Raw genomic sequence first — 24,251 nt, forward strand, 5'->3', positions numbered from 1 at the left:
GGCAAGTCAAACAACGAGCGACCCCCATTTTATGAAGCACATCTTAGTTTTAATCGCTTTCCCTTTTTGTCTATATCTCTCAGATCGGGTAAATGCACAATCGTTACAAAGCTGCCGGGCCAGTTTGAGCAATGATACCTTAGTACTTGAAAACGACCTGATTGCCCGGCGATTTCGCTGGAACAATGGCCAGTTGATTACCCTGAATCTGACCGATAAAAAACGGAAACAAACCTGGGAATGGGTCAGCAAAGATCCAGACTGTGCCTTTCCTGGCCACTTGACCCCATCAGGCAACGGTGAGCTGATAACAAAGCAGATTCAGCGATTGCCAAACCAGAGCGACCATCTGGAAGTTAGCGTAACCACCCGGCTCGGCACGCTGGACGTTCGGCGGGTATTCCGGATTTATCCTGGTATAGCCACGTTAAGCTGCACGTTTTATCTGCGTGGTAAAGCCTCGCCCGAATGGCAACAGGCGGCTGACCAGGCGGCTGTCGGGCTGGATTTTAAGAACATCGAGTCGCAGGCCGATCTCAACAAGCGTACCGCTACCGTTCCGGCGATGGATAAACTGGCACTGGCGGGCAATCACTGGCGAGGGCGGGCCGTCGAATTTGCCGACATGACCGACCGTAACAATACACTAGTTACCGAAGTCCCCTACAACCTGTACCGTCAGCCGGGTTTTCTGAAGGGAAATCTCTTATGGCTGACCGATGGGCTTTCCGGTTTTTCAGTATTTGTGTTGAAAGAATCGCCCGTTTCCATCATTCAACTGGCCAATCCCGGTTTCGATTTTCTGGTTAAAAATGGCAGCGTTCAAACCGTTGGCGCTGGTATACTGCCAACAGACATATCGGAAACGGACTGGGTGCGGGGCTACGGCTACACGCTCGGCTTGAGTGGTACGTCGGAACTGGATGGGGTGCGTACGCTACGTAGCTATCAGGATGCCAACCGTCCCCGTCGGGCCGACCGCGACGACATGATCATGATGAATACCTGGGGAGACCGCAACCGAGACTCGAAAATCAGAGAGCAGTTTATCATAACCGAATTGCAGAAAGCGGCCCAGTTGGGTATCACCCGTTTTCAGATCGACGACGGCTGGGAGCTGGGCAAGTCGATGAATTCGGCAACGCCGGGCGGTAGCAGCGAGGCCATCTGGAAAAATCCAAAGTATTGGACGCCCGATCCGGATCGGTTTCCTAATGGCCTGAAACCCGTTATCGATGCCGCCAAAAAGCTGAATATCGAGTTGGGTTTGTGGTTCAGTCCCAGTGTCGATAGCAGTTTTAAGCACTGGGACAAAGATGCCCAGACGCTCATTGGACTTTATAAGCAATACGGCATCCGAACGTTTAAAATCGACCTCGTTCAGATTCACGATAAAACCGCCGAAGTTAACTTCCGGAAATTCCTCGATACGGTGATGGCGGCTACTAACTACGAGGTGATTTTCAACATGGACGTCACGGCGGGCCGACGCAATGGGTATCATTTTATGAATGAATATGGCAACCTATTTCTGGAAAACCGCTATACCGACTGGACCAACTATTATCCCTACTGGACGTTGCGTAACCTCTGGAATCTGTCGAAATACATACCATCCCAGAATCTGCAAATCGAGTTTCTGAACAAATGGCGAAATGCTGACAAGTACCCGCCCGGCGACCGCTTTGCTCCGGCCAATTATTCGTTCGATTATTTGTTTGCCGTAACAATGATGGCGCAGCCGCTGGCCTGGTTCGAGGCAACAGGTTTACCAGCCGAAGCCTTCCAGACGGCTAAGCTGATCCAGACTTACCGAACAAACCAGACGCAAATCCATGCAGGGCACATCCTTCCAATCGGCGACGAACCCAGTGGAAAAAGCTGGACCGGCTTTCAGTCGGTTGTAAGCGATACCGAAGGTTATCTGCTGCTTTTTCGGGAAGATACAGTCAATCCTCAGGAAGAAATTCGCACCTGGCTACCGGCTGGCAAACGGGTCAGTTTCCAGCCGATGGCTGGAGCCGGAAAAGCCCTTGATGGAGTGGTATCAAAAGAAGGCAGATTTACGGTTTCATTGCCAACGGCAAACAGCTTTGGTCTGTATCGTTACAAGGTGTTGAAGTAAATGCTGTCACTTACATCCTCCGTTGAATACCTTCACTCTTTCGATACTCAGCGGGGGAAACGCCCATCTGCTTTTTGAACAGCCTCGAAAAGTAGAACGGATCATCGATGCCCAGTTGAGACGCTACTTCATTGATCCGAAAATCGCTGAAGTGAAGGAGCTGGCAAGCCCGCTGAATACGAAGGTGGTTAAAGTACTCAATGGGCGCGTAGCCGGTATCCTGCCTGAATTTTCGGGAGAAGAATGAGGTAGACAGGTTAACCGATTGGGCAATATTGTCCAGTGTAACGGAGGAAGAGAGGTTATTCTGCATGTATAGAATTGCCCTGTTTGTTGGGGTAATGGTTCCACTAGAAACGATTTCCTTCTGAAAGTTTTCCGGAAGAATAAACGAAGACAGAAAATACGGGATGGTCAGGTTCGCAAACAGCAGATTCGAGGTGCTATACCCTTTCAGAAACGTATCGAACATCTGGTCGAACAGGGCGATACGGTCATCTGAATAAGGCACCCGGACGGTATGAGGGCTATTGCTGCGTTCTTCCATAATTGCGCGTACTACGTCGTGACATTGCGTACCACTAAAGTGAAACCAGTAGATTGTCCAGGGGTTTTCGGTATCAGCGCCATAGGAATGCGGTGTTTCGGGAGTAATGGCAAAAACTTCTCCCGCCTGAATGATGATCCGGTCTTTCGCCAGCTGAAGCCAACCCTGTCCATCAGTGCAATAAAGGAAAATCACCTGCGATATGCCAACCGGGCGTTGATAGTAATGATAAAGAGCCTTCGGGTAAAAACCCATCCGGGTAATATACAAACTGCTAATCAGAGCCATCGACGAACATTTGTCGACGGTCTCTTTGGGAACCTCAATGATTCGCTCCCCGGCAAATCCTCGGCTTTTACGGGTTAGTGGGCTCATCTGATTGTGCTTAATCGATAAAACGCTATAAAGATAGAATAATCCATGTTTAGGCTAAAATACTTCATCTGCGTCTTCTTGGAAAAACTGAATTTTGTTAGCGTTAAATGCAATTAGATACCTCGGGTTTATACATCACTTCTTGGCATTGAACGTCTTTTTATGAAGAGATCCCTGTACTACACTTTACTGAATTGTCTGATGACGGGCGTTATACTCGCGGTTTCGGTGGCCGCCACTGTCGTGCAGGCGCAGGCCATAAATTTTGCCAGATGGACGAATTCGGAACTTGTATTGAACAACGGAATCGTCCAGCGAACCATCAACCTACCGTCATCAGGCGGTCATTTTCTGACTACCGAGTACAAACCCGTTGCGGGTGATTTTAAGTATTTCCAGAAAACGAATCCGGACTTTCAATTTGAAATAAACGATAACGTGTATAGTGGTTCCAGCGACTGGAAACTGGTGACGGTTCAGAAAATTACCGATACCAAACAAGGTAATGGTGCTGCTGTGACCCTGCAAAGCAAAGACGGAAAAGTCGAACTCACCCTGAATTTTTTACTGTATCCCAACCTGCCCGTTATCCGCAAAAGCTTAACGCTAAAAAACCTAACCAACGAGCCGGTTCGGCTGGAATCAGTCGATGTAGAAAAGTTTGTCGTAACGAATTACAACGCCACTACGTTTAGCTGGATTTTCCATGATTACGGCAGAAGGCGGTCGATTGGTCCTTATGATGGCAACTTTCAGGATGCCTTACTGACCGTTCACAATAGTGATTGGCTGCAGGGAATTGTAATTGGGAACGAGGCCGCCGGAGTTGTTAAACATACATCGATTTTCTGGGATGAACCTACCATTCTGTGCGGCCTGACGCACAAGAATGGTAGGTTCCCTTTCCGCAAATACATCGCGAAAGACGAGTCGTTTACGACCCCGCAGGTATTTACGATGGTGTACAACAACCACAAAGACCCGGATGAAATACTGAACACCGCAGTCCCTGAATTTGTGCGGAAACATATGGGCATACGCCTTTCCGAATTGGAGAAAAAGCCCACATTTGTCTATAATACCTGGGTACCTTTTCGCAAAAATATTAATGAGAAGCTGGTCATGGAACTGGCAAAAGCTGCTGCTGATGCCGGTATGAAAGAATTTATCATTGACGATGGCTGGGCGGACAATTATGGTGACTGGATTATCGATACCAAAAAATTCCCCAATGGTCTGAAACCTGTTTTCGACTATATCAAGGCGTTGGGAATGAAGCCTGGCATGTGGGTTAGCGTGGGCAGTGCCTCACCAGACAGCAAAGTCTACAAAGCACACCCGGATTGGTTCGTTCTTGACGAAAATCAGCAACCGGCCAATCTCCATGAGGATGACCTGAACATGCGCACGGCCTGCTTCGGCACTGAATGGCGCGGCTACATCAAAGACATATTGCTAAAGCTAGCGCTCGATTATGGCCTTGAATACTTAAAGCTAGATTTCACGGTGGTCACCAGCACATACCGGTTTGGGAACAAGGTAACGGGTTGTTATGCTACCCATCATAGGGGGCATAAAGACCATAATGAGTCGTTATCCACTAACTATGAGGAGGTCTGGAAACTGTTTGATGAGCTGCATGCGGCCAAACCCAATCTGTTTATCGATTGTACGTTCGAGACGATGGGTGGGTTGCAACTAGTTGATTACGCCATGCTGAAACATGCTGAGGGAGACTGGCTGTCGAATTTCTACGGACCACCAGACGCCAATGTCGATCTGCGCGTCAGGAACATGGCCTGGTGGCGCTCTCCCGCAATACCCGCCACGGCACTGGTCATCGGCAATCCCGAAATGCAGGATGCCGGTTGGGAAATGCACATCAAATCATTAGCCGGGGCTTTACCCATCATGCTGGGCGATCCCCGAAAATTAGCCGCTCCTGACCTGAAAAAATACCGGGCCTATGCTGATTGGCTACAGTCAATGGAAAACAAACATCAAATAATGACCTACCGTCAGGACCTTGCCGGATTCGGGGAGCCAATGGAAGGCATGTGGGATGGTTTCCAGCGCATCAACACTGAAACGAAGAAGGGCGGCATTATCGGAGTTTTTAAACACGGCGCCATCGAAACAAAGCGGATGATCACTATTCAACATCTCGATCCGGTAAAGCAGTACCAGGTCAAATCAATAGATGGGAAAGTAGTGATCGCTCTGACTGGACAGGCCCTGCAAACGTCGGGCTTTCCCGTGACCCTGACGGGTATGTATGACGGAGAGCTTTTTGAGATTAGTTCGAATTGATATACTTATACTGTTAATCAACATGACAAACGAATCGTTAACATCCCATCAAATTCAGCAGTATAATCAGGATGGTTACCTGATTGTCAGAGGCTTTCTAAATGCCGACGAAGTTGAAAAACTCTACCACGTAGCTATTGAAGATAGTGCCATCAGTAAACATGCTATCAATATCAATGATAGCTCGGGCAAACGAAGTAAGTTGTCGCTCTGGTATAAACCCGGCGTTGATGTGTATGGCCTGCTCACCCGAAGCCATCAACTCGTAGAATCGGTGGACAAATTGCTCGATAGAAAAGCCGATGGCAGCGAAGACGCAGTTTGTCATTTTCACTCCAAACTAATGCAGAAAGAGCCACGGGTAGGAGGGGCCTGGGAGTGGCATCAGGATTACGGTTACTGGTATAAAAACGAATTTCTGTTGCCCGATCAGATGATGTCGGTCATGGTCGCCATTACGGATGCCAATCAGGAAAATGGCTGTTTGCAGGTGATCAAAGGTTCGCACAAAATGGGTCGCGTCGAACACGGGTTTGCGGGCGAACAAGTGGGCGCTTCGCAACGTTATGTCGATCTGGCGTTGAAAACGATGGACCGCGTATTTGTGGAGCTAAAAGCAGGTGATGTCCTGTTTTTTCACAGCAACATTCTTCACCGGTCAGAGGCTAATTTATCCGATAAGCCACGCTGGTCGATGATTTCGTGCTACAACCGTCAATCGAATCTTGGCTACAACGAATCGTCGTCTTCGTCAGCGAGTATCACACCCATCGAGGTGGTCCCGAATGATGCGCTGTTAACCTGGGATGCGGCTGGGCTGCTTGAAGAGGGTGCTGGCTTTTTGAGCAAAGAAGCCGACGTATCGCTGAAGTAGCTGTTGGTCATTTCAGAGTAGCTTACCTTCCTAAATCTTTACCGATCAGATCATGGCAGTTATTATTCAGGCACTACCAGAAGTCAGCGGGGTCGACGTAGCGGTCAATCGCAGTTACGTCTATCTCATCAGTGCGATTGCTGCTTTAGGGGGCGTGTTGTTCGGTTTTGATCTGGTGATCATCTCCGGTACCGTCCCTTTTTTTACGAAACACTTTCAACTGAATGAGTTTCAGACGGGTTGGGCCGTGGGCTGTATTAATCTGGGTGCGGCCATTGGCGCATTGATTGGTGGCAAACTGAGCGATGCGCTGGGCCGGAAGAAGCTCCTGATGGGCTGCGCTGTATTGTTTGCCCTGACTGGTGCGGGCACGGGCTGGGCTGGAAGCTTTCCCCTGTTCGTAACATTCCGGATGCTGAGCGGAGTAGCCGTGGGTGCTGCGGCTTTGGTCTGCCCGATGTACGTAGCCGAGATTTCGCCCGCGCCTATGCGGGGACGTATGGTGTCGTTCTATCAGCTTTCGATTGTGATTGGCATCCTACTTGCTTACCTCTCCAATTACCTGCTGCTGAATACCGGTGTAAATAACTGGCGATGGATGTTCTCGTCGCAGTCGGTACCGTCGATTCTGTTTTTCCTGGGTTTGTTTTTTGTGGCTGAAAGTCCGCGATGGCTCATTCGGAAACAGCGTACCGACGAAGCCGAGGCTGTTTTAACACGGATTGGTGGTCGTATGTATGCAGCGATTGAAGCCAGTCAAATCAAAGGTAGTTTCTCGCAGGAAACCGGAAACGCCCCGGCGGACGGATCAGCCAACCGCCAATCGCTCCGTGATCTGTTTCGGAAAGACTTGTGGCCGATCGTCTCCATTGGCATTGTAGTAGCCGTTTTTTCGCAGGCAGTTGGTCAAAACTCTCTGTTTTCCTACGCGCCGGATTTATTTCGACAGGCGGGTATGGCGCAGGATTCGGCTTTTTTACAGTCAATCATTATTGGTGTTATCAACTTCATTTTTACCTTCATCGCCATCGGTACCATCGATAAAATCGGCAGAAAGAAACTACTGCAATACGGTTCGATTTTACTTTGTATAGATGCCCTGGCATTATCGGCAGCTTTTTACTGGCAATTGCCTGGTACTTGGGTACTTATTTTCCTGCTAGCCTTCATTGCCATTTATTCGGCAACGCTGGGCCCTGTTACCTGGGTTTCTCTCTCGGAAATCTTTCCGAACCGTATCCGGGGTTATGCGATGGCCCTGGCAACTCTGTCTCTGTGGATCGCCAATTTCTTCACAACGGCCTCCTTCCCGATCTTGAAGCAATACTGGGGATTGCCGTTAACTTTTGGTTTTCACGCAGTTTTATGTTTCGTTTACTTTCTGTTTATTCAGGTACGAATGCCGGAAACGAAAGGGAAATCACTGGAAGAAATTGAAAAGCAGCTAACCCAACATTAATCAGCGAATATGACACCTCAACTAACACCCGCCGAACATATTCGCTTGTGGAATGACTTTCGTAATGGAAGTCAGGATGCTTTTTCACAGCTCTATGAGTTGTTTTCGGCTGATCTCTACCGGTATGGCTATAACCTGATCCGAAATCGGCAGCTGGTTGAAGACTGTCTTCATGAGTTATTTTTACATATCCATGAAAACCGGACTCGCCTGGGACCTACCGATAATATTCGGTTTTATTTATTCCGGGCATTGCGCAGACGGTTACTCGATACAGTTGGCCGATTGAATAAGCTGGACTCGGACGAGTATTTGTTTGACAACGCAGAATTCCTCATTCAGCCCTACGAACAGACGCTCGTTGAAGAGCAACTCATCGAGCAGCAGAAACTCTTGGTGATTGCGCAGTTGAATAAGTTACCCAAACGCCAGAAAGAAATTCTATACCTGGTATTCATGAAAGGGCTGAGCTACCAGCAGGCGGCAGAGGTGATGGATATAACGATGAAGAGTGTTTACAATACAGTGAATGTGGCCTTAACAACGTTGCGGGCGTATGTACGTACGTCCTTCGAGCAGGGGGGCGCTTTGTGGAGTCTGCCAGGATCAATTCTGATTTACTTCGTAAAGATTTTATTGGGATAAAGCCGGGAAAAAATAAATTGTGGGCTGTTTAACGAGTACGACCATGACGCCTATCCGATGCCGAATTCCGATTTTACTGTAGAAGACTTTTGTAAAGACCCTAATTTTATTCACTGGGTATTGAGTCCCACCGATGAATCGAATCGGTATTGGCAATCCTTTATGGTCGAATATCCGCATAAAGTGGCCGATATAGAGACTGCTATCGACTACGTTAAAACAATTCGTTTTCGCGAAATTGATCCTTCTCAACAAGACCTGGCCCGGCTTAAACAACGTATCTGGAACGATATTGAAAAACTTGAAAGCGAAACCGCCACTGTCCGGATCGTACCTTGGTATCAGCGACCCTACTGGGCTGCGGCTGCTGTCATCTTGCTGGTAATGTCGATCGGCCTGGGCTGGCGGGCCTATCAGGCAAATTCGTCACTGACCTATCAGACGGCTTATGGGAAAATACAGGAGATCAAGTTGACGGATGGGTCAGTAGTTACACTCAATGCCAATTCTGTGCTTAAAGTAGCTGATAATATGGCCGATAGACCTGTTCGGGAAGTATGGCTGGAAGGCGAGGCTTATTTCGATATTGCCAAACGGAAGGGTGCCAAATTCATTGTTCATACGCCGGAGGCACAGATCGAAGTACTGGGAACCGAGTTTAACGTAAACACCCGGCGCGACCAGACCCATATTGTTTTAGAAGAAGGTAAGGTACAGCTAAGCACGGATAATCAGTCGATGGTCGTTATGAAACCCGGTGATATGGCCACGGTATCACCAAAAAGCCGCCAGATTCAACTGAAACGCGTGCAGCCTGACCTCTATGATGCCTGGAAGGCTTCTTATATCATATTGGACGGCAAAAGTCTGCCAGAAATTATAAATAGTCTGGAAGATACCTTTGGCGTCAGGATCAAACTGGAAGATACCCAATTGGTAGACAAGAAACTTACCGGTAAACTAGGCACCGAAGTCGCCGAGGATTGTATCGACAATTTATCAATCATTCTTGACGTCGATGTGAAAAAAGAGGGAGATGTTTACATATTCAGGTAAGCAGAGTTAACACAATCAATTAACTACAGAGCGGACTACCATTGCAGCAACTGGAACACAAAAATATTTAGATTGGCGACCTAAATATTTTTGTTCCCTGTGCTGTAACGGTAGTCCGCTCCGTTCTTTAACGAATGCTACAATAGGAATGAAATGTCAGCCAGGTGATAAGAAGATTTAAAAATTAAAGGAAAATATTCATAGAAATAGCGGGAAAAGTGGCACCCTCGCCTGTTTGACTACCAACTACAGCCTAGTCAATCACACGATCCGGTTTTTACTATGAAAAGACGTATCCTCATTTATACCATCTTCTGGTTATCCTGCTTTTTCGGGATTCAGGAGGGAACAGCCCAATTGACATTTGCCTCTGTATACAGGCCACAGGATGGAGGAAGCTCACAGGAAAGTGCGACTAGTATCATCGGGCTTCTTAAAAAGCTGGAATTAACCTACAGAACCACTTTCGTTTATCAGAAAGAACTATTGGAAAACAAAACGTTTTCCGGGCCAGTCAACGAAAATGATAAACTGGAGCAGATTCTCGAACGGGTGCTTACGCCGGCTAACCTGCGTTTTCGTAAACTCAAAGGGGGCGGCTATACGATACTACCCCGGAAGTCACCTAAAAATCAACCGGCCGAAACCGAGCTTTTAAAGACATCGATAAACCAGCTACCCGAGCCAGAAACCGATAAAGTGCTGGCTATGAATACGCTGGCGTCAAGAGTGAATATGCAGTCGTTTTCAACAACCAAACCCGCCGATATTCTTATAAAGGGTAAAGTGACCGAAAGCGAAAAGGGCGAGCCCATTCCTGGTGCCAGCATCGTGCTCAAAGGAGCTACCAAAGGGACCAATACGGATGCTAACGGAGCTTATTCTATTGCTGTACCCAATGAAAATGCAGTGCTGGTCTTTAGCTTCGTAGGGTTTGAAAAACAGGAAATTACGGTAGGAAACCGAACCCAGGTCAATGTTGCCCTTAAGAATGATCTCAAGGAATTGAACGAGGTTGTCGTGGTTGGTTTTGGTACTCAGAAGAAGATCAATGCTACGGGGGCCATTTCAACCATTGGAACCAAAGAACTGATCCAGTCGCCGGTAGCCAATATCAGTAACTCGCTGGTGGGTCGCTTGCCGGGACTGTTTGCTACTCAATCTGGTGGTGAACCGGGTAACGACGGGTCGAAAATCAGAATTAGAGGGGTTGGTACGTTTTCGGGTAGCACCGATCCATTGACGCTGGTCGATGGCATTCAGGTCGATAACTACAATAATATTGATCCCAATGAAATCGAATCGGTAACGATCCTAAAAGATGCGTCGTCGACGGCTGTATATGGCATCCGGGGAGCGAACGGTGTACTGATTATTACGACCAAGCGGGGTAAGGTTGGGCCCCCTAAAGTAAGTTACACCTTTAATCAGGGGTTCAACTCATTTACCGACTTACGACAGATGATGAACAGTGGCGATTACGCCACTCACTTCAATGATGCGATCAAGGCAGATGCTTATGTAACAGGTACTGTTTATGTACCAAAGTACACGGACCAGGATATTGAACTCTATCGGAATGGGCAGGATCCGGTATTTCATCCAAACGTCAACTGGTTCGACGTGATGTTTAAGAAAGTGTCGAAACAATCACAGCATAATGTTAACATCAGTGGAGGGCAAAACAAGGTGCGGTATTTTGTTTCGGCGGGCTACTTCAGCCAGGAAGGGTTGTTTAAAGATACCAAGGATGTAGTTGACGCTTTTTCCCCACAGTCGCTTTTTCAACGCTATAACCTCCGGTCTAATTTCAATTTCGATGTCACAAGCCGATTGAGAATGACACTCGATTTGTCGTCGCAAACGGAGGCAAGGAGCGGCAATAATGGTAGCAGTACCGAGCGTGTCGTGGGCGATATTGCCCGTGCAAGCCCCCTGAGTACGCCCGGTGTTGTTGATGGCAAAGTTGTTAATATTCTTACAGGGTCACAAAATAACCCCTACGCCAGTTTACTGTACCCAAATCTGGCCGGTGGTCTCAAACGGTCTTATCGGAACTACCTGAATGGGAATTTTCGACTGGATTATGATCTTGGCTCGTTGATTGACGGCTTGTCTGTTCACGGAAACGTGGCCATGCAAACCTACAATGATCAACAGATCGTCAATACCAAAACGCTCATTACATATTTAGCCGTAAAACTTCCTGACGGAACGATCAACTATGTGCCGTCGACGACGGAAGCCCAGTTTGGCTTTAACCAGACTGGAACGTATAACCGGCGAATTACGGCAGAAGCGGGGATTGACTATAAGCGAAATTTTGGCGCACATAACGTAACGGGATTATTACTTTACAACCAGCAGAAAACCTTTGATCCGTCCCTGGCTTTTTTAGTCCCTAAGGGTTATCAGAGTTTTGTTGGCCGAGCCACCTACGACTATAAGGGACGTTATTTAGCCGAAGTAAATGTGGGCTATAATGGAACCGAAAACTTTGCTCCGGGCAAACGGTTTGGCTTTTTTCCGGCCTATTCACTGGGTTGGGTAGCTTCCCAGGAGCCGTTTTTCCCGAAAGCGGGCTTTGTGACGTTCCTTAAGGTTAGGGGTTCTTACGGCGAGGTTGGCAATGATAACATTGGGGGAACCCGTTTTCTGTACCGGGAAACCAGCTATTCATCCGTGGCAAATATCTATTATTTCGGAAATGTTGGGTCAACCTATAGTGGTTTCGCCGGCATCCGGGAAGGGGCCACCGGAAACCCGGATGTAACCTGGGAACGGGCCGTCAAGCAAAACATCGGTCTGGAGTTGTGGATGTGGAAAGACAAAATCAAATTCACCGCTGATGTATTTAATGAAAACCGCAGTGATATTCTCGCAACGCCCCAAACTATATCGTCCATCGTAGGCTTGTCGCAGCCCGCCAGTAACCTGGGTAAAATGGAGAACAAGGGCTATGAAGGCGACATTACGTATACCGATAAGGTTGGAAGTTTGGGGTACCGTATTTCTGCTAATTTTAGTTTTGCCCGCAATAAAGTACTCTTCCGTGACGAAGTACCCAATCAGTATCCGTATCAGAACCGTACCGGGCAGCGTTTAGGCCAAAACTTCGGACTGATTGCCGAAGGTCTTTACAATACCTGGGAAGAGGTTAATGCCTCAAATCGACCTGTCTACTCCTATCAGAATAACAAAGTTCAACCCGGAGATATAAAGTACAAAGATTATAACGGGGATGGGGTCATCAACAACTTTGATGCTGTCCCGATTGGCTATTCCAATTTGCCTGAGAAAACATTTGGCGCTTCGATTGGGCTCACATTCAAAGGATTCGATTTGTCGGTGCTGTTTCAGGGTGTTGGTAACGTATCGCATTATTACACACGTTTCCAGCGAGGAACTGGCTACGGTCAGGCACCGCCCGAGGGGTCACCCAACTACATGAACGAAAGCTGGACGCAGGAACGCTACGACGCTGGATTACCTATCCAGTTTCCACGGTTTTCGGTCAACAGCAATCCGAATGGGGAAGGGTCTTCTTACTGGCTGGCAGATGCCAGCTATGTGCGGATAAAAAATGCTGAAATAGGCTACAGATTGACCGAAGGACTGCTCAAAAAGCTGCATATCAGCGCGTGCCGCATCTATGTAAACGCCAATAACCTGTATACATGGAAACACATGTATCCGGGTATTGACCCCGAAAATACGGCAACAGGAGATACCAACACAGAGCCTTACCCACTTGTCAGAACCATCAATACCGGTATAAACCTGAGCTTCTAATTACCGCCGTCATGAAAAAAATAGTATCCTTCATTACTATACTCGTTTGCTGTTTTATTACGACCTCCTGTAATAAAAACTTTTTAGATAAAGCGCCTGGCGTGGATTTGACAGAAGACAATGCCTTTCTGAACAAAGCCAATCTGGAGACTTTTATCACGACGATTTACCGGTATGGCGTCCATTCGAATTTCCGATACCGGATTCAAGGCGAAGCCGTTACAACGCCCGCCAGTTACTACATTCCATTCTCGGGCGTAAACACCACCGACTGTATTCATCCCAGCTCCAGTATCAGCGATGAAGGCGATGCATCGGAAGCATCTTTTGTGCATAGTAACCGATGGAATGAGGGTACCGTACTGCCTGCCACGATTGTTAACCTGGAAGACTTCCGGTATTATATTCGGTGGATAGCCTTGCGCCAGATCAATCTTGTTCTGAAACGGATCAATGAAGTGCCCGATGCCGATGAGGCCTATAAAAAGCAGGTTATTGCTGAAGTTAAGTCCTTACGGGCTCTAAATTATCTGGAAATGCTCAAACGCTATGGGGGTGTTCCTATTGTCGATCAAGTGTATGAGCCCGGTGAAAAAGCAGTAGTACCCCGAAGCTCCTTTAGTGATTGTGTAAAGTTTGTTGTCAAGGATATCGACGAATCGGTCCCCAACCTACCGGCCGTTTATTCGGCTTCGCAGACAGGTCGGGTAACTGCATTGGTAGCACTGGCCATCAAAGCCGAAGTGTTATTGTATGCCGCCAGTCCGCAATATAATACCGCAACACCTGTACTGCCTATGGCCAATGCGGCCGACAATGCCCTGATCTGCTATGGTAATTTTGACCAGACCCGTTGGCAGGTAGCTGCCGATGCCGCTAAAGTAGCCCTCGATTATGCCTTGGCCAATGGCTATGGGCTTATTGACGACCCCGCGAACCGAAATCCAAAAGAACTGGATAATGGCACCGTAGGGCCACTGGGCAATTACCGGGTATCCTGGGAAACCACCAATAACAAAGAGTTGATATTCATGTATCAGGGTGGTGCTAATAATGCCAATGGTATTACGAACATAGGGAATGCACCCCTGACCTTCTGGAACGCATCCTGTTTTGGTTCATTCTGGAGTGGCATTAGTATGCCGTTGAATTTTCTGAAGAAGTACGAAAAACTCGACGGTACTCCTCAAACCTGGGACGCTGCCGGCGGAACGGACTTGATGGCAAAATATGCCGAGTTGGACCCACGGTTCAAGCAGTCGGTGATCTATACCAACGGCTATTATACGGCCCGCGATCCAATTGCCCAGATCTACAACGGTGGTAAAGACTATGTGAACTGTAAGGGCGGGCTATGGTTGCGGAAATACATACCCCGCAATGCGACCAGTGCCAATTTTGTCATGAACGATGTACTGTTTCGGGTCAACGAATTGTACCTCAACTACGCCGAAGCCCTAAATGAAGCCGCGGGTCCTGTACAGGCAGCCTATGATGCTGTCAATACCATTCGAACCCGTTCCGGTATGCCTAATCTGCCGCAGGGACTTACCAAAGAGCAATTCAGGCAGCGGGTTCGTAATGAAATTGCCATTGAAATGCTTAATGACGATCACCGTTTTTGGGATGTCAAACGCTGGTTAATTGCTGAGGAAGAAGGCATTATGAAGGGGAATATGGATGGGTTGCAAATTACCCGGACGGGTACGGCGCCTAACTACAAATATTCCTGGAAGCCCTACACATTTGAGACAAGGACATTCAACAAGAACATGTACCTGCATCCTTTCCCATTGACAGAAGTGCTTAAAGGGAATTTAGTCCAGAACCCCGGTTGGTAAGCTTGGAATTTGACGCTGGGCGGCAAACCCGCAGGGCGGCATTCCTTACTATACCCTATTAACCAACTTCCTTCGCCACAATGAAACGATACTATACACTAAACTTTTTCCCTGTCTTCCTTCTAACCCTGTTGCTGAGTAAAAACGTACAGGCACAAAAGGGGACAAGTCAACTGTCTGCCCTCGATAGCGTCACGGTTTTGCCAATGTCGGCGTTCAAACCTATTGGCTACGGCACCCAGGTTAAGCAACAGATCACAAGCGCTATTTCAACCGTGTATGGGGCGGATCTTGAAAAAAACTTTTCGCTTAATCTCGGTAACACCCTCTATGGGCGTCTGGCTGGTTTATCCGTTGCACAGGGCGGGTCGGAGCCGGGGGCTTCTACACCCAGTCTCTTTGTTCGGGGTTTAAATACGTTCGGTGCGGCTGGCAATGCCCCACTTTATGTTATCGATGGCTACATCAGCAATGGATCGGGTCCAGCCAATTCATTTATGCAGCTGGTACCCGAAGAAATTGAAACGATTACGGTTCTAAAAGATGCTTCGGCCACGGCCATTTACGGGGCTCGCGGGGCCAATGGGGTCGTGTTAGTGACAACCAAAGTGGGTAAAGAAGGCCCGTTGAGAATTTCCTTTACCACCAAACAGGGATTCAATCAGGCGCAATACGTACCGAAATTTTTAAACGCCTATAATTATGCTACGCTGTATAACGAAGCTCTCACCAACGACGGCTTGCCAGCTCGCTACTCGACTGTTGATCTGGACGCGTATAAAACCGGATCTGACCCTGTTTTTCATCCAGATGTAAACTGGTATGATCAGGTGTTGCGGCCAACGGCACCCGTCTCCAGTTACAACCTGACCTTTGGTGGGGGCGATAAATTCGTTCGGTACTTCGTCACGCTGAATGCGATCAACAGCCAGGGTTTGTTCAAAAAATTCGGCGATATGAATGAAGAAAGCTCCAATTCAAAATACGCCAAATATAACTTTCGGACCAATCTGGATGTAAACCTAACCGACCGGCTTTCTGCCGAATTTAAAATTGCCGGGGCATTCGAACAGACCAACAACCCAAATAACTACACAACCGGGTCGACCTTTGGCCTGTTGGCGCAGTTGCCTCCGAACGCCTTTCCGGTTTATAACCCAAACGGTAGTTATGGGGGTAATGCGTTATACACAAACCCGGTGGCTAATCTGCTGTCAACCGGATTTTATCAGAACAATGCCCGTACTGTATTGTCGTCGCTAAAGTTAACAGAGCAATTGGATATGCTTGTTAAAGGGCTGAGTGCTTCGGTTGCCGTTTCGATTAATAACTATTTTAAATCAGGGTCGTATAAATCCAAGCAATACCCGCGATTTTCTGTGTCAAGCGGGCCCAATGGAGACGTACTATATAGCCCTGCTGTTGGGCAGCTGACCTCACTGGCGGGTACGGAGGAAACACTGGATCAATACCGGAATCTGATTTTTCAGGGATTCCTCAACTACAAACGGACGGTTGGTAAGAGTGATATTTCGGGCCTGTTAATGGTCAATACCGATAATGTTACGGTTTTTGGCCCGGCATCCGACCCTACTACACCTACGGCCAACTCAACTGATCCTTATAAGCATAATAGCGGAGCCGGTCGATTTACGTATGCGTATGATAACAAGTACATCGCTGAATTCTCGGCTGGGTATATGGGAAGTAATAATTTCGGCCCTGGTAACCGGTATGGATTTTTCCCGGCTGCGTCAGTTGGCTGGGTTCTTTCCAATGAGAAATTCCTAACTAAAAACAAAGCGATTGATTACCTGAAGGTAAGGGGTTCTTATGGGCTTGTCGGCAATGATAACATTGTATCGCAGGGCTTGTCGACCCGGTATGCCTATACCGCGACCTTTGGCGGGGGCGGCTACTTTTTTGGTACGGGCAATACAGCCGTTGGTGGGTTAGCCGAAAACGTTATTGCCAATCCCAACGTAACCTGGGAAAAAGAAAAATCACTGAATATTGGCGTTGATGCCACTCTCTTCAAAAATTTAGACCTTTCGGTCGATGTATTCAATCGGGATCGGTATGACATTATCGTTGCTTCGGCGAGTACGACCCCCTTATTTTCGGGGATTGTTACCCCGAGCCTGAACCAGGGTAAATCGACTAACAAAGGATTTGATGTATCCCTGCGATACAATGCCACGCAAAAAAAGGATTTCCAATTCTTTGTCGAAAGCAACCTGTCCTATTTCAGGAATAAAGTGGTCTTCAATGCGGAGGCAATTCAGTTGAACCCCCAGTTATATAATACGGGGGCCGCAATCGGCCAGCCTTTTGGTCTCAAAGCTATTGGTTTTTATAGTGAGGAGGACATCGCCAAACGACAGGCCGACCCCAAGAGCGTTCCCGGTGTGTTGAGCGAACTGATTAGAGCGGGCGACATTAAATACCAGGATATTGGCGGGCCCGATGGCAAACCCGATGGCATCATCGACGCCAATGACCGAATGGCTATTGGTAATCCCGGTTTGCCAACGCTATCATTTGGCTTGCATACGGGTTTCCGGTATAAAGGATTTGATGCCGATCTGGTCTTTCAGGCGGTTACGGGTAATACAGTTTACTTAGGGGGAAATTATTTTCAGGCATTCCAGGGCAATGGTCAGGTCGCTGCCATCGCCCTGAATCGATGGACTCCACAGACGGCTGCCACCGCCGACTATCCACGCTTGTCGTCAAAAGATAACCTCAACAACTATCAGTTTTCTTCATTCTGGCAACGCGATGGAAGCTTTATCAAGCTGCGTAGTGCGGAAATTGGCTATTCGCTACCGGCGGGTCTATCGGATAAGATAAGACTCAAAACAGTCCGGTTCTTTGTCAACGGTACGAATCTGTTCTCCCTCGACCGGGTTCCCTACGGCGATTCTGAATCCTTAACCGGCTATCCGGTTACCAGGACCATTACGGCAGGCGTGAAAGTCCAGTTATAATTCATTTTTAAGAAGCTGACGAATGAAAAAACAGATCTATATTTTAACTGTCCTGACTGCGCTGGCAGTAACCGCCTGCCAGGACCTTAACCGTGACTTCGTCACCACGATTGGGCAAAAAGAGATTGAGCAATCGTTTGGGAATGTACAGGCCTTACTGAATGCTATTTACTCGGACATTCCGGATGGCACCGTTTATATTGGGGGTGCTGCCATGATGGCTTCTGCCACGGATGAATCTGAATTTACGGCCGAGACGAACGTGATTCAAAGTTTCAATACGGGTAGCTGGAATGCCGTCAATAACCCAGACCTGGTTTGGGGTACGTATTATCGTAGTATTCGAAAAGTAAATCAATTTCTGGTATCGACGGGCAAGATCAACCTCGATCCCTGGAAACTCGACCCGTCGCCGTCGGCCCAGCAGGTGTATCAAACAAACCTGGCGGCCATAAAACGGTGGACCTACGAAGCCCGATTCCTGCGAGCCTATTATTATTTTGAACTGGTGAAACGGTATGGTGGCGTACCGCTCATCAACAAAGCGCTATCACTGGAAGAAGATTTCTCGAAAACACAACGGAATAGCCTGAACGAATGTCTCCAGTTCATAACGGCTGAGTGTGATTCAGCGGCTTCCCAGTTGCCTCTCAATACATCTACGTTGCCTTATGTTGCTGCCACCGATTTGGGCAGGGTAACAAAACTGACCGCACTATCGCTCAAAAGCCGGGTTCTCCTATATGCGGCCAGTGATTTATTCAATACACCCGCCTGGGCGGGTGGGTATGGCAAACCTGAACTGATTTCGTTACCGGCAGGTGATCGAGTTGCACGGTGGAAAGCAGCTTCTGATGCCGCTAAAGCGGTGATTGACGCAGCCGCATTACCTACACTTGGTGCTTATAAAGCCCTTTTCAATACGTTCAACAACACCGAAATCATCTTCACCCGAAGTAATGCGGCCAGCAATGCATTTGAAAAAAATAATTCGCCAATCGGCTTCAGTTTAGGGCAGAGTGGCAATACGCCTTCTCAGGATTTAGTGGATGCCTACGAGGTTAAAGTGAATGCGACAACAGCAGCCAGATTCGACTGGAATAACCCGGCTATGGCAGCTGATCCCTACGCGAACCGGGATCCTCGCTTAGGATTCACCATTGCGGTTAATAATACGCCATTCGGTACACCAGCCCGCAATGTTCAGTTATGGACGGGAGGGCTTGATGCCAAACCGATTGCGTTTGCCTCCAAAACCGGGTATTATCTCCGAAAATATCAGATTGAAAGCCTGAATCTGATCAATGGAAACACAGGTGTACACAGCTGGATTCTTTTCCGATATCCCGAAATCTACCTCAACTACGCTGAAGCGTTAAATGAATGGAGTCCGGGAAACGCCGATATCAAGGCATATTATGACCGGGTCAGGAGCCGAACCGGGGTCGCTATGCCGCTTTTACCGGCTGGCTTATCACAGGCGGATGTACGGGAGAAGATACGGAATGAAAAGCGAGTCGAATTTGCCTTCGAAGATCACCGTTTCTGGGACGTTCGCCGATGGATGCAGGCTCCTACCTACTTTAACGCGCCCCTTCGGGGAGTAGATATTACCCGAAATGCGGATGGTACGTTTACCTATAAGCCCGTAACCGTTGAAAATCGGGTATTTACGCCAAAAATGTATCTGTATCCCATTCCCCAAACCGATATCAATATAGCAGGCGGATTGGCGCAAAATCCGCTCTGGTAAGAAACTACATGGGCTGGACGTATGTCGTATTTCGGCAATACGGTTCTAAAACAAAAGGCTAAGATCGTTCCGTAATTCCCGGCTTTGACTCCTGGCAGAGGGTATCACTTCTTCTGAGTTAGACAAGTTTGTATCATAGGTTGGTTTCGTAAACGCTTCCTCACTTGAGGAAGCACTTTCTTATATGCCTAAAAATGGCTCATCTCCTGTTTTTAAAGCAACATTTATGTGAACGTGGTGAATTAACGGTCTTTGAACAAATTCTTCCCGGATCGCTGAAACGCATTTATTATATCGCCAACGCGGATGGAGCCATGCGGGGAGGTCATCGACACCAGAGAGCCTGGCAGGCGCTGGTCTGCATTCAGGGACGGGTGGATGTTCGGGTTGAAACGGCTAAACAAACCCAATGCTATTCACTTGATAAACCTAATCTATGCCTGATTCTCGAACCCGATGACTGGCACCTTCTGGAAAATTTTCAGGATCTAGCGATCGTGCTGGTCATTTCCAATGAATACTATGACGAGAAGGATTACATCTACGAGTGTCATTCCGCTGATCCGATCAAAGCGCTACAAAAAGACTCAGTAAGCGCCGGCATAGTCTAACACAGCGGTTTGTTCCCTTTCCATTTTTCATCTGTTTTCTGTCTGGCTGTCTGCCCCGATAGCCTTTCTGATCAAATCCGGTCAGGTAGGCATTAAATAAGCTAGTTCATACCCATAAAAATTCCTTGCTCAATCTTTTTCTAACAGTTAAAACACTCAATAATGAAATTGTATTTTTCTGACACGTTTACGCTTGTTCGGCTGAAAATGGTGAAGGCGAGTACTTCGCTATTTTCTGTTTACCAAACCTTATTAGCCATCTTAATTTTGTCAATTGGCGTTTCGACCCTCAGTGTCGGGCAGTCGCTCTCGGTGAGTATGAGTTTTCCTGCGTTCAGAACGTCATTTATTACCGGAACGCCGGTGAATATTCAGGCCACAACATCCACGCCCGCCAGTACGACGGTTACTAAAGTCGAGTTTTTTCTGGCCACCTTTACTGGTCCGGGAAACAGCAAAGTAACCGTTAAGTTAGGAGAAGATTTGACCGCTCCGTTTTCCTACACTTGGACTATTCCAGACGGGCAGATATCCTATAATGAACTGAGTCTGAAAGTTACTAACTCTACCGGAGCTACCGCCGTTCAGGGAGGTACGGGCTATAATCGGGTCGATGTGTATGCGCCCAACACGGCGAGCAACAAAAAATATTATGTACAGGCTGGGGCGAATCCGGGAACTGCCGGAACGTTGGCGGCCCCTTTCAACACGATTCAACGGGGCATTGATGCGGCCGCCCCAGGCGATACTATTTTTGTAATGGATGGGACCTACACCAACACAGCAGGAAGTGATGTAGTGGTTATCCGGCGCACCGGGACACCAACTAACTGGATAGTTTTTACCAACTATCAGAATGATAAACCTAAGCTTTCATTCAACGGTTATCAGGGTTTTAATTTAGTGGCCGGGGCTGCCTATATTAAAATTCAGGGTTTTGAGATCGTAGGTAACAACGCCAACGTAACATTACCACTCGCAACTACCCAACCCGGTAGCTGCGACAATCCAACTGGCACGGTCAATCCGGCGTTCAACGGAAACGGCATCAGTGTCAGTGGACGGACCGGAGGTAATGCCCGGCCACATCACATCGTTCTGACCAACAATATTATTCATGACTGTGGAGGCGCAGGTATCTCGGCCATCGAGAGCGATTATGTTACGGTCGAGAATAACACGGTTTACAATAATTCATGGTATACCATCTTTGGCACCAGTGGTATTAGCTTTCTCAATAGCTGGAACTATGATGATAATACCGATACGCCCAAGATGATCATCCGTAATAATATCTGTTATGGTAACAGACTGTTGGTTAAGTGGATTGCTGCCGGGGTTTGCAGGGGTATTACCGATGGAAACGGTATTATTCTCGATAATAACAATAACCAGTTTGGGACAACAAATCCAAATGGAGCCTATAACGGTAAATTTCTGATCGAAAATAATATCTGCTACCAGAATGGGGGACGAGGAGTCAATATCAATTATAGCGATAATGCTACCATTCGCAACAACACGTTTTACCAGAATGCGGCCAGTCCCGAAATTACGTCTGAGTTTGCTATGCGGTACTCTTCTTCCGTTCGCATCTACAACAATATTTTCTACAGCCGTTCTGACAAAGCCACTGGCGCTCCTGTCAACTCGCCCAATCTGCTTCAGAGCAATAATCTGACAGTCGGTGGTACAGATACCCCGTTCTTTGCGGGTCCTCAAAGCCTGACAGGGGTCAATCCGCAATTTGTGGATGTTGCAACCAGTAATTTTCAGCTTGCCGGCACTAGTCCTGCCATCGACGCCGGTAATTCGACTCCGGGCCAGTTTGCGGTTAAAGACCTTCTTGGCGTAGCTCGTCCGCAGGGAGCGGGAGTGGACATCGGTGCCTACGAATTTCAGGGAACGCCCATCCTTATCACCCAGCAACCTGCCAGTAATTCAGCTGTTTGCACAGGTACCAGCGTCAGCGCTTCGGTTTCAATTGCTGGGCAAGTCCAGAGTTATCAGTGGTACAAAGACGGAGTAGCTTTGACCGGTGTAGCCTCCGCCACAACCGCTACACTGTCGATCTCAGCTGTGACGACTGCCGATCAGGGTAACTACCTGGTCGTTATTTCGGGTTTCAATAGTTTGACATCCAATGCGTTTAGCTTAACTGTAAATACCGCCCAAACGGTGGGCTTGACGGCCAACGGCAGCCTTAATTGCACCACGCCAACCGTTACGTTGACCGCTATGTCTGGTGCGAACGTTACGTATAGCTTCAGCAGCGGGGCCGCCCAGATTGGTTCAGGAAACACGGCTACGGTATCTCAGGCAGGCACCTATTCAGTGCTCGTCACCTCTGCCGAGGGTTGTTCCACATCGGCTACAATCGAAGTATCGGGGAGTTTGATTGCGCCTGACGCGCCCGATGTTAGCAGCGTGTCGGCCACGCAGGGAACCAGTAATGTCACCCTCACAGTCTCCAACTGTGCCGGTACCCTTAACTGGAACGGTGCGGACGGCAGTAGTTCGCTGGTCGTTTCAACCTCAGCAGTTGGTGAATTCGTCTACTCGGTAACCTGTAAAGTCGGTGTTTGTGTCAGCCCGGTCACCAGCATCACCGTTAGCGTGAAAGCACCCCCCGCCACACTAAGCGTATCCTATCGGGATGGGGACAATAACCAGCCAGCTAATAATGTCATTCGGCCGTATCTGAAACTCAATAATGAGGGTACGATTGCCGTGCCCTACAGCGACATTACCATCCGGTACTGGCTAACGGTAGAAGACTTTTCACCCCTGACCAATCTGTCAGTGTATTGGGCACAACTGGGTACCAGCAAAGTCCGTATGACGTATGTGCCATTGGCTCAACCGCGTCAGGGGGCCTTTGGCTATATCGAATACAGCTTCGATGCCTCAGCAGGAACGCTGGGCGCAGGCAGTAATTCCGGAGAAATTCAGACTGGCATCGGCAAGCAAAACTGGACGAATCTGACTGAAACAAACGATTACTCGTTTGCTCCGAATGATACCTATACAAAAACCGACCGGATCACGATCTATAAAAATGGAGAGCTGGTCGGGGGCGTTGAACCAGTTTCTATCGCCCCAGTTACGTCCTTGAAGGTCTATTCGGAGAATAAGAACAGTAGCCAGACTACGAACCAAATCAGCACGTATCTGAAAGTAGTCAATGAAGGTAATTCGCCGGTCGATTACAGCCAGGTAACGGTTCGCTACTGGTTCAGCGCCGAAGGAACCAACTCATTGATATACAATCTGGATTATGCCGAATTGGGCAATGGGAACACGGCTGGCGCTCCAGTCAAAAGCAAGTTTGTCAAGGAGAATCGGGCTGGCACCGATACATATCTGGAGCTGAGCTTCGCCCCGACATTAGGCCAGTTGAATCCCTTAAGCTCAACGGGGCTAATTCAGCAGCGAATCAACAAATCAGACTGGTCGAACTTTAACGAAGCAAACGATTACTCATACAAACCGGTTGCTGCACTGGCGGAGAACACCCACATCACAGCTTATATAAACGGTTCGCTGGTATATGGGCAGGAGCCGGGTCCGACTGGGGCTCGGGTAGGGGCGGAGCCATCAGGATTACGAGTGGTGGTGCTGGGCAACCCGATACAGGGAGATGTAGTAAGCATCAAAGTAACGGGTGTTGAAGGTCAGACCCTGCGCGCTGAACTAATCGACAAGGGAGGTCAACTGATTACAAATCATCGGGTCGAGCAGGCTGGTTCGTCGGAGCATATCCGATTGCCGGTTGGTCAGACTGCGGCTGGAGTACTGTTGCTCCGGATTAGCACATTGACGGAGAATCAGACGATTAAAGTAGTAAAACCGTAGAAACCGGCGAAACCCGAG

At 48.1% G+C, this 24,251-nt stretch carries 13 protein-coding genes; 12 read left to right on the plus strand and 1 reads right to left on the minus strand.

Annotation, left to right across the window (positions count from 1 at the left end; all coding sequences use genetic code 11):
• The first annotated feature begins 31 nt into the window (after positions 1 to 31).
• Complete coding sequence (locus tag GJR95_RS37555; RefSeq protein WP_162390752.1) at positions 32 to 2,125, plus strand: alpha-galactosidase; 2,094 nt, start codon at positions 32 to 34, stop codon at positions 2,123 to 2,125.
• Positions 2,126 to 2,135: 10 nt separating this feature from the next.
• Here GJR95_RS37555 and GJR95_RS37560 read toward each other — a convergent pair whose 3' ends face one another.
• Positions 2,136 to 3,047, minus strand: a complete 912-nt coding sequence (locus GJR95_RS37560) for an AraC family transcriptional regulator (protein ID WP_162390753.1) — start codon at positions 3,045 to 3,047, stop codon at positions 2,136 to 2,138.
• A 162-nt stretch (positions 3,048 to 3,209) separates the two neighbouring features.
• Between GJR95_RS37560 and GJR95_RS37565 the strand changes: the two genes are divergently transcribed.
• The 11 genes from GJR95_RS37565 to GJR95_RS37615 all read left to right on the plus strand — a co-directional run bounded on the left by GJR95_RS37565 (position 3,210) and on the right by GJR95_RS37615 (position 24,233).
• Positions 3,210 to 5,357: an alpha-galactosidase gene (locus GJR95_RS37565; RefSeq protein ID WP_162390754.1), complete on the plus strand. Its 2,148-nt coding sequence runs from the start codon at positions 3,210 to 3,212 to the stop codon at positions 5,355 to 5,357.
• A gap of 22 nt (positions 5,358 to 5,379) precedes the next feature.
• On the plus strand, positions 5,380 to 6,231 hold the full coding sequence (locus GJR95_RS37570; RefSeq protein ID WP_162390755.1) for a phytanoyl-CoA dioxygenase family protein: 852 nt from the start codon (positions 5,380 to 5,382) through the stop codon (positions 6,229 to 6,231).
• A gap of 52 nt (positions 6,232 to 6,283) precedes the next feature.
• Entirely contained in the window at positions 6,284 to 7,690 is a 1,407-nt protein-coding gene (locus tag GJR95_RS37575; protein ID WP_162390756.1) for a sugar porter family MFS transporter, read from the plus strand.
• A gap of 9 nt (positions 7,691 to 7,699) precedes the next feature.
• A complete protein-coding gene (locus GJR95_RS37580; RefSeq protein ID WP_162390757.1) occupies positions 7,700 to 8,335 on the plus strand; it encodes an RNA polymerase sigma factor in 636 nt (211 codons plus the stop codon).
• A 57-nt stretch (positions 8,336 to 8,392) separates the two neighbouring features.
• Positions 8,393 to 9,391 (plus strand): FecR family protein, encoded by a 999-nt coding sequence (locus tag GJR95_RS37585; RefSeq protein ID WP_162390758.1) that lies wholly within the window; start codon positions 8,393 to 8,395, stop codon positions 9,389 to 9,391.
• Positions 9,392 to 9,673: 282 nt separating this feature from the next.
• Positions 9,674 to 13,183 carry a SusC/RagA family TonB-linked outer membrane protein gene (locus GJR95_RS37590; protein ID WP_162390759.1) on the plus strand — a complete coding sequence of 1,170 codons (3,510 nt, stop codon included), beginning with the start codon at positions 9,674 to 9,676 and terminating at the stop codon, positions 13,181 to 13,183.
• Between the two features lie 11 nt (positions 13,184 to 13,194).
• A complete protein-coding gene (locus GJR95_RS37595) occupies positions 13,195 to 15,024 on the plus strand; it encodes a RagB/SusD family nutrient uptake outer membrane protein (RefSeq protein ID WP_162390760.1) in 1,830 nt (609 codons plus the stop codon).
• 80 nt (positions 15,025 to 15,104) lie between these two features.
• On the plus strand, positions 15,105 to 18,014 hold the full coding sequence (locus GJR95_RS37600; RefSeq protein ID WP_162390761.1) for a SusC/RagA family TonB-linked outer membrane protein: 2,910 nt from the start codon (positions 15,105 to 15,107) through the stop codon (positions 18,012 to 18,014).
• Between the two features lie 22 nt (positions 18,015 to 18,036).
• Entirely contained in the window at positions 18,037 to 19,767 is a 1,731-nt protein-coding gene (locus GJR95_RS37605; protein ID WP_162390762.1) for a RagB/SusD family nutrient uptake outer membrane protein, read from the plus strand.
• A gap of 194 nt (positions 19,768 to 19,961) precedes the next feature.
• The gene (locus GJR95_RS37610) at positions 19,962 to 20,378 is read left to right on the plus strand and encodes a sugar 3,4-ketoisomerase (RefSeq protein ID WP_162390763.1); all 417 of its coding nucleotides are present in this window, start codon (positions 19,962 to 19,964) and stop codon (positions 20,376 to 20,378) included.
• Positions 20,379 to 20,540: 162 nt separating this feature from the next.
• Entirely contained in the window at positions 20,541 to 24,233 is a 3,693-nt protein-coding gene (locus tag GJR95_RS37615; RefSeq protein WP_162390764.1) for a cellulose binding domain-containing protein, read from the plus strand.
• Positions 24,234 to 24,251 lie beyond the last annotated feature (18 nt).

This window comes from Spirosoma endbachense (assembly GCF_010233585.1).
Classification (GTDB): Bacteria; Bacteroidota; Bacteroidia; order Cytophagales; family Spirosomataceae; genus Spirosoma; species Spirosoma endbachense.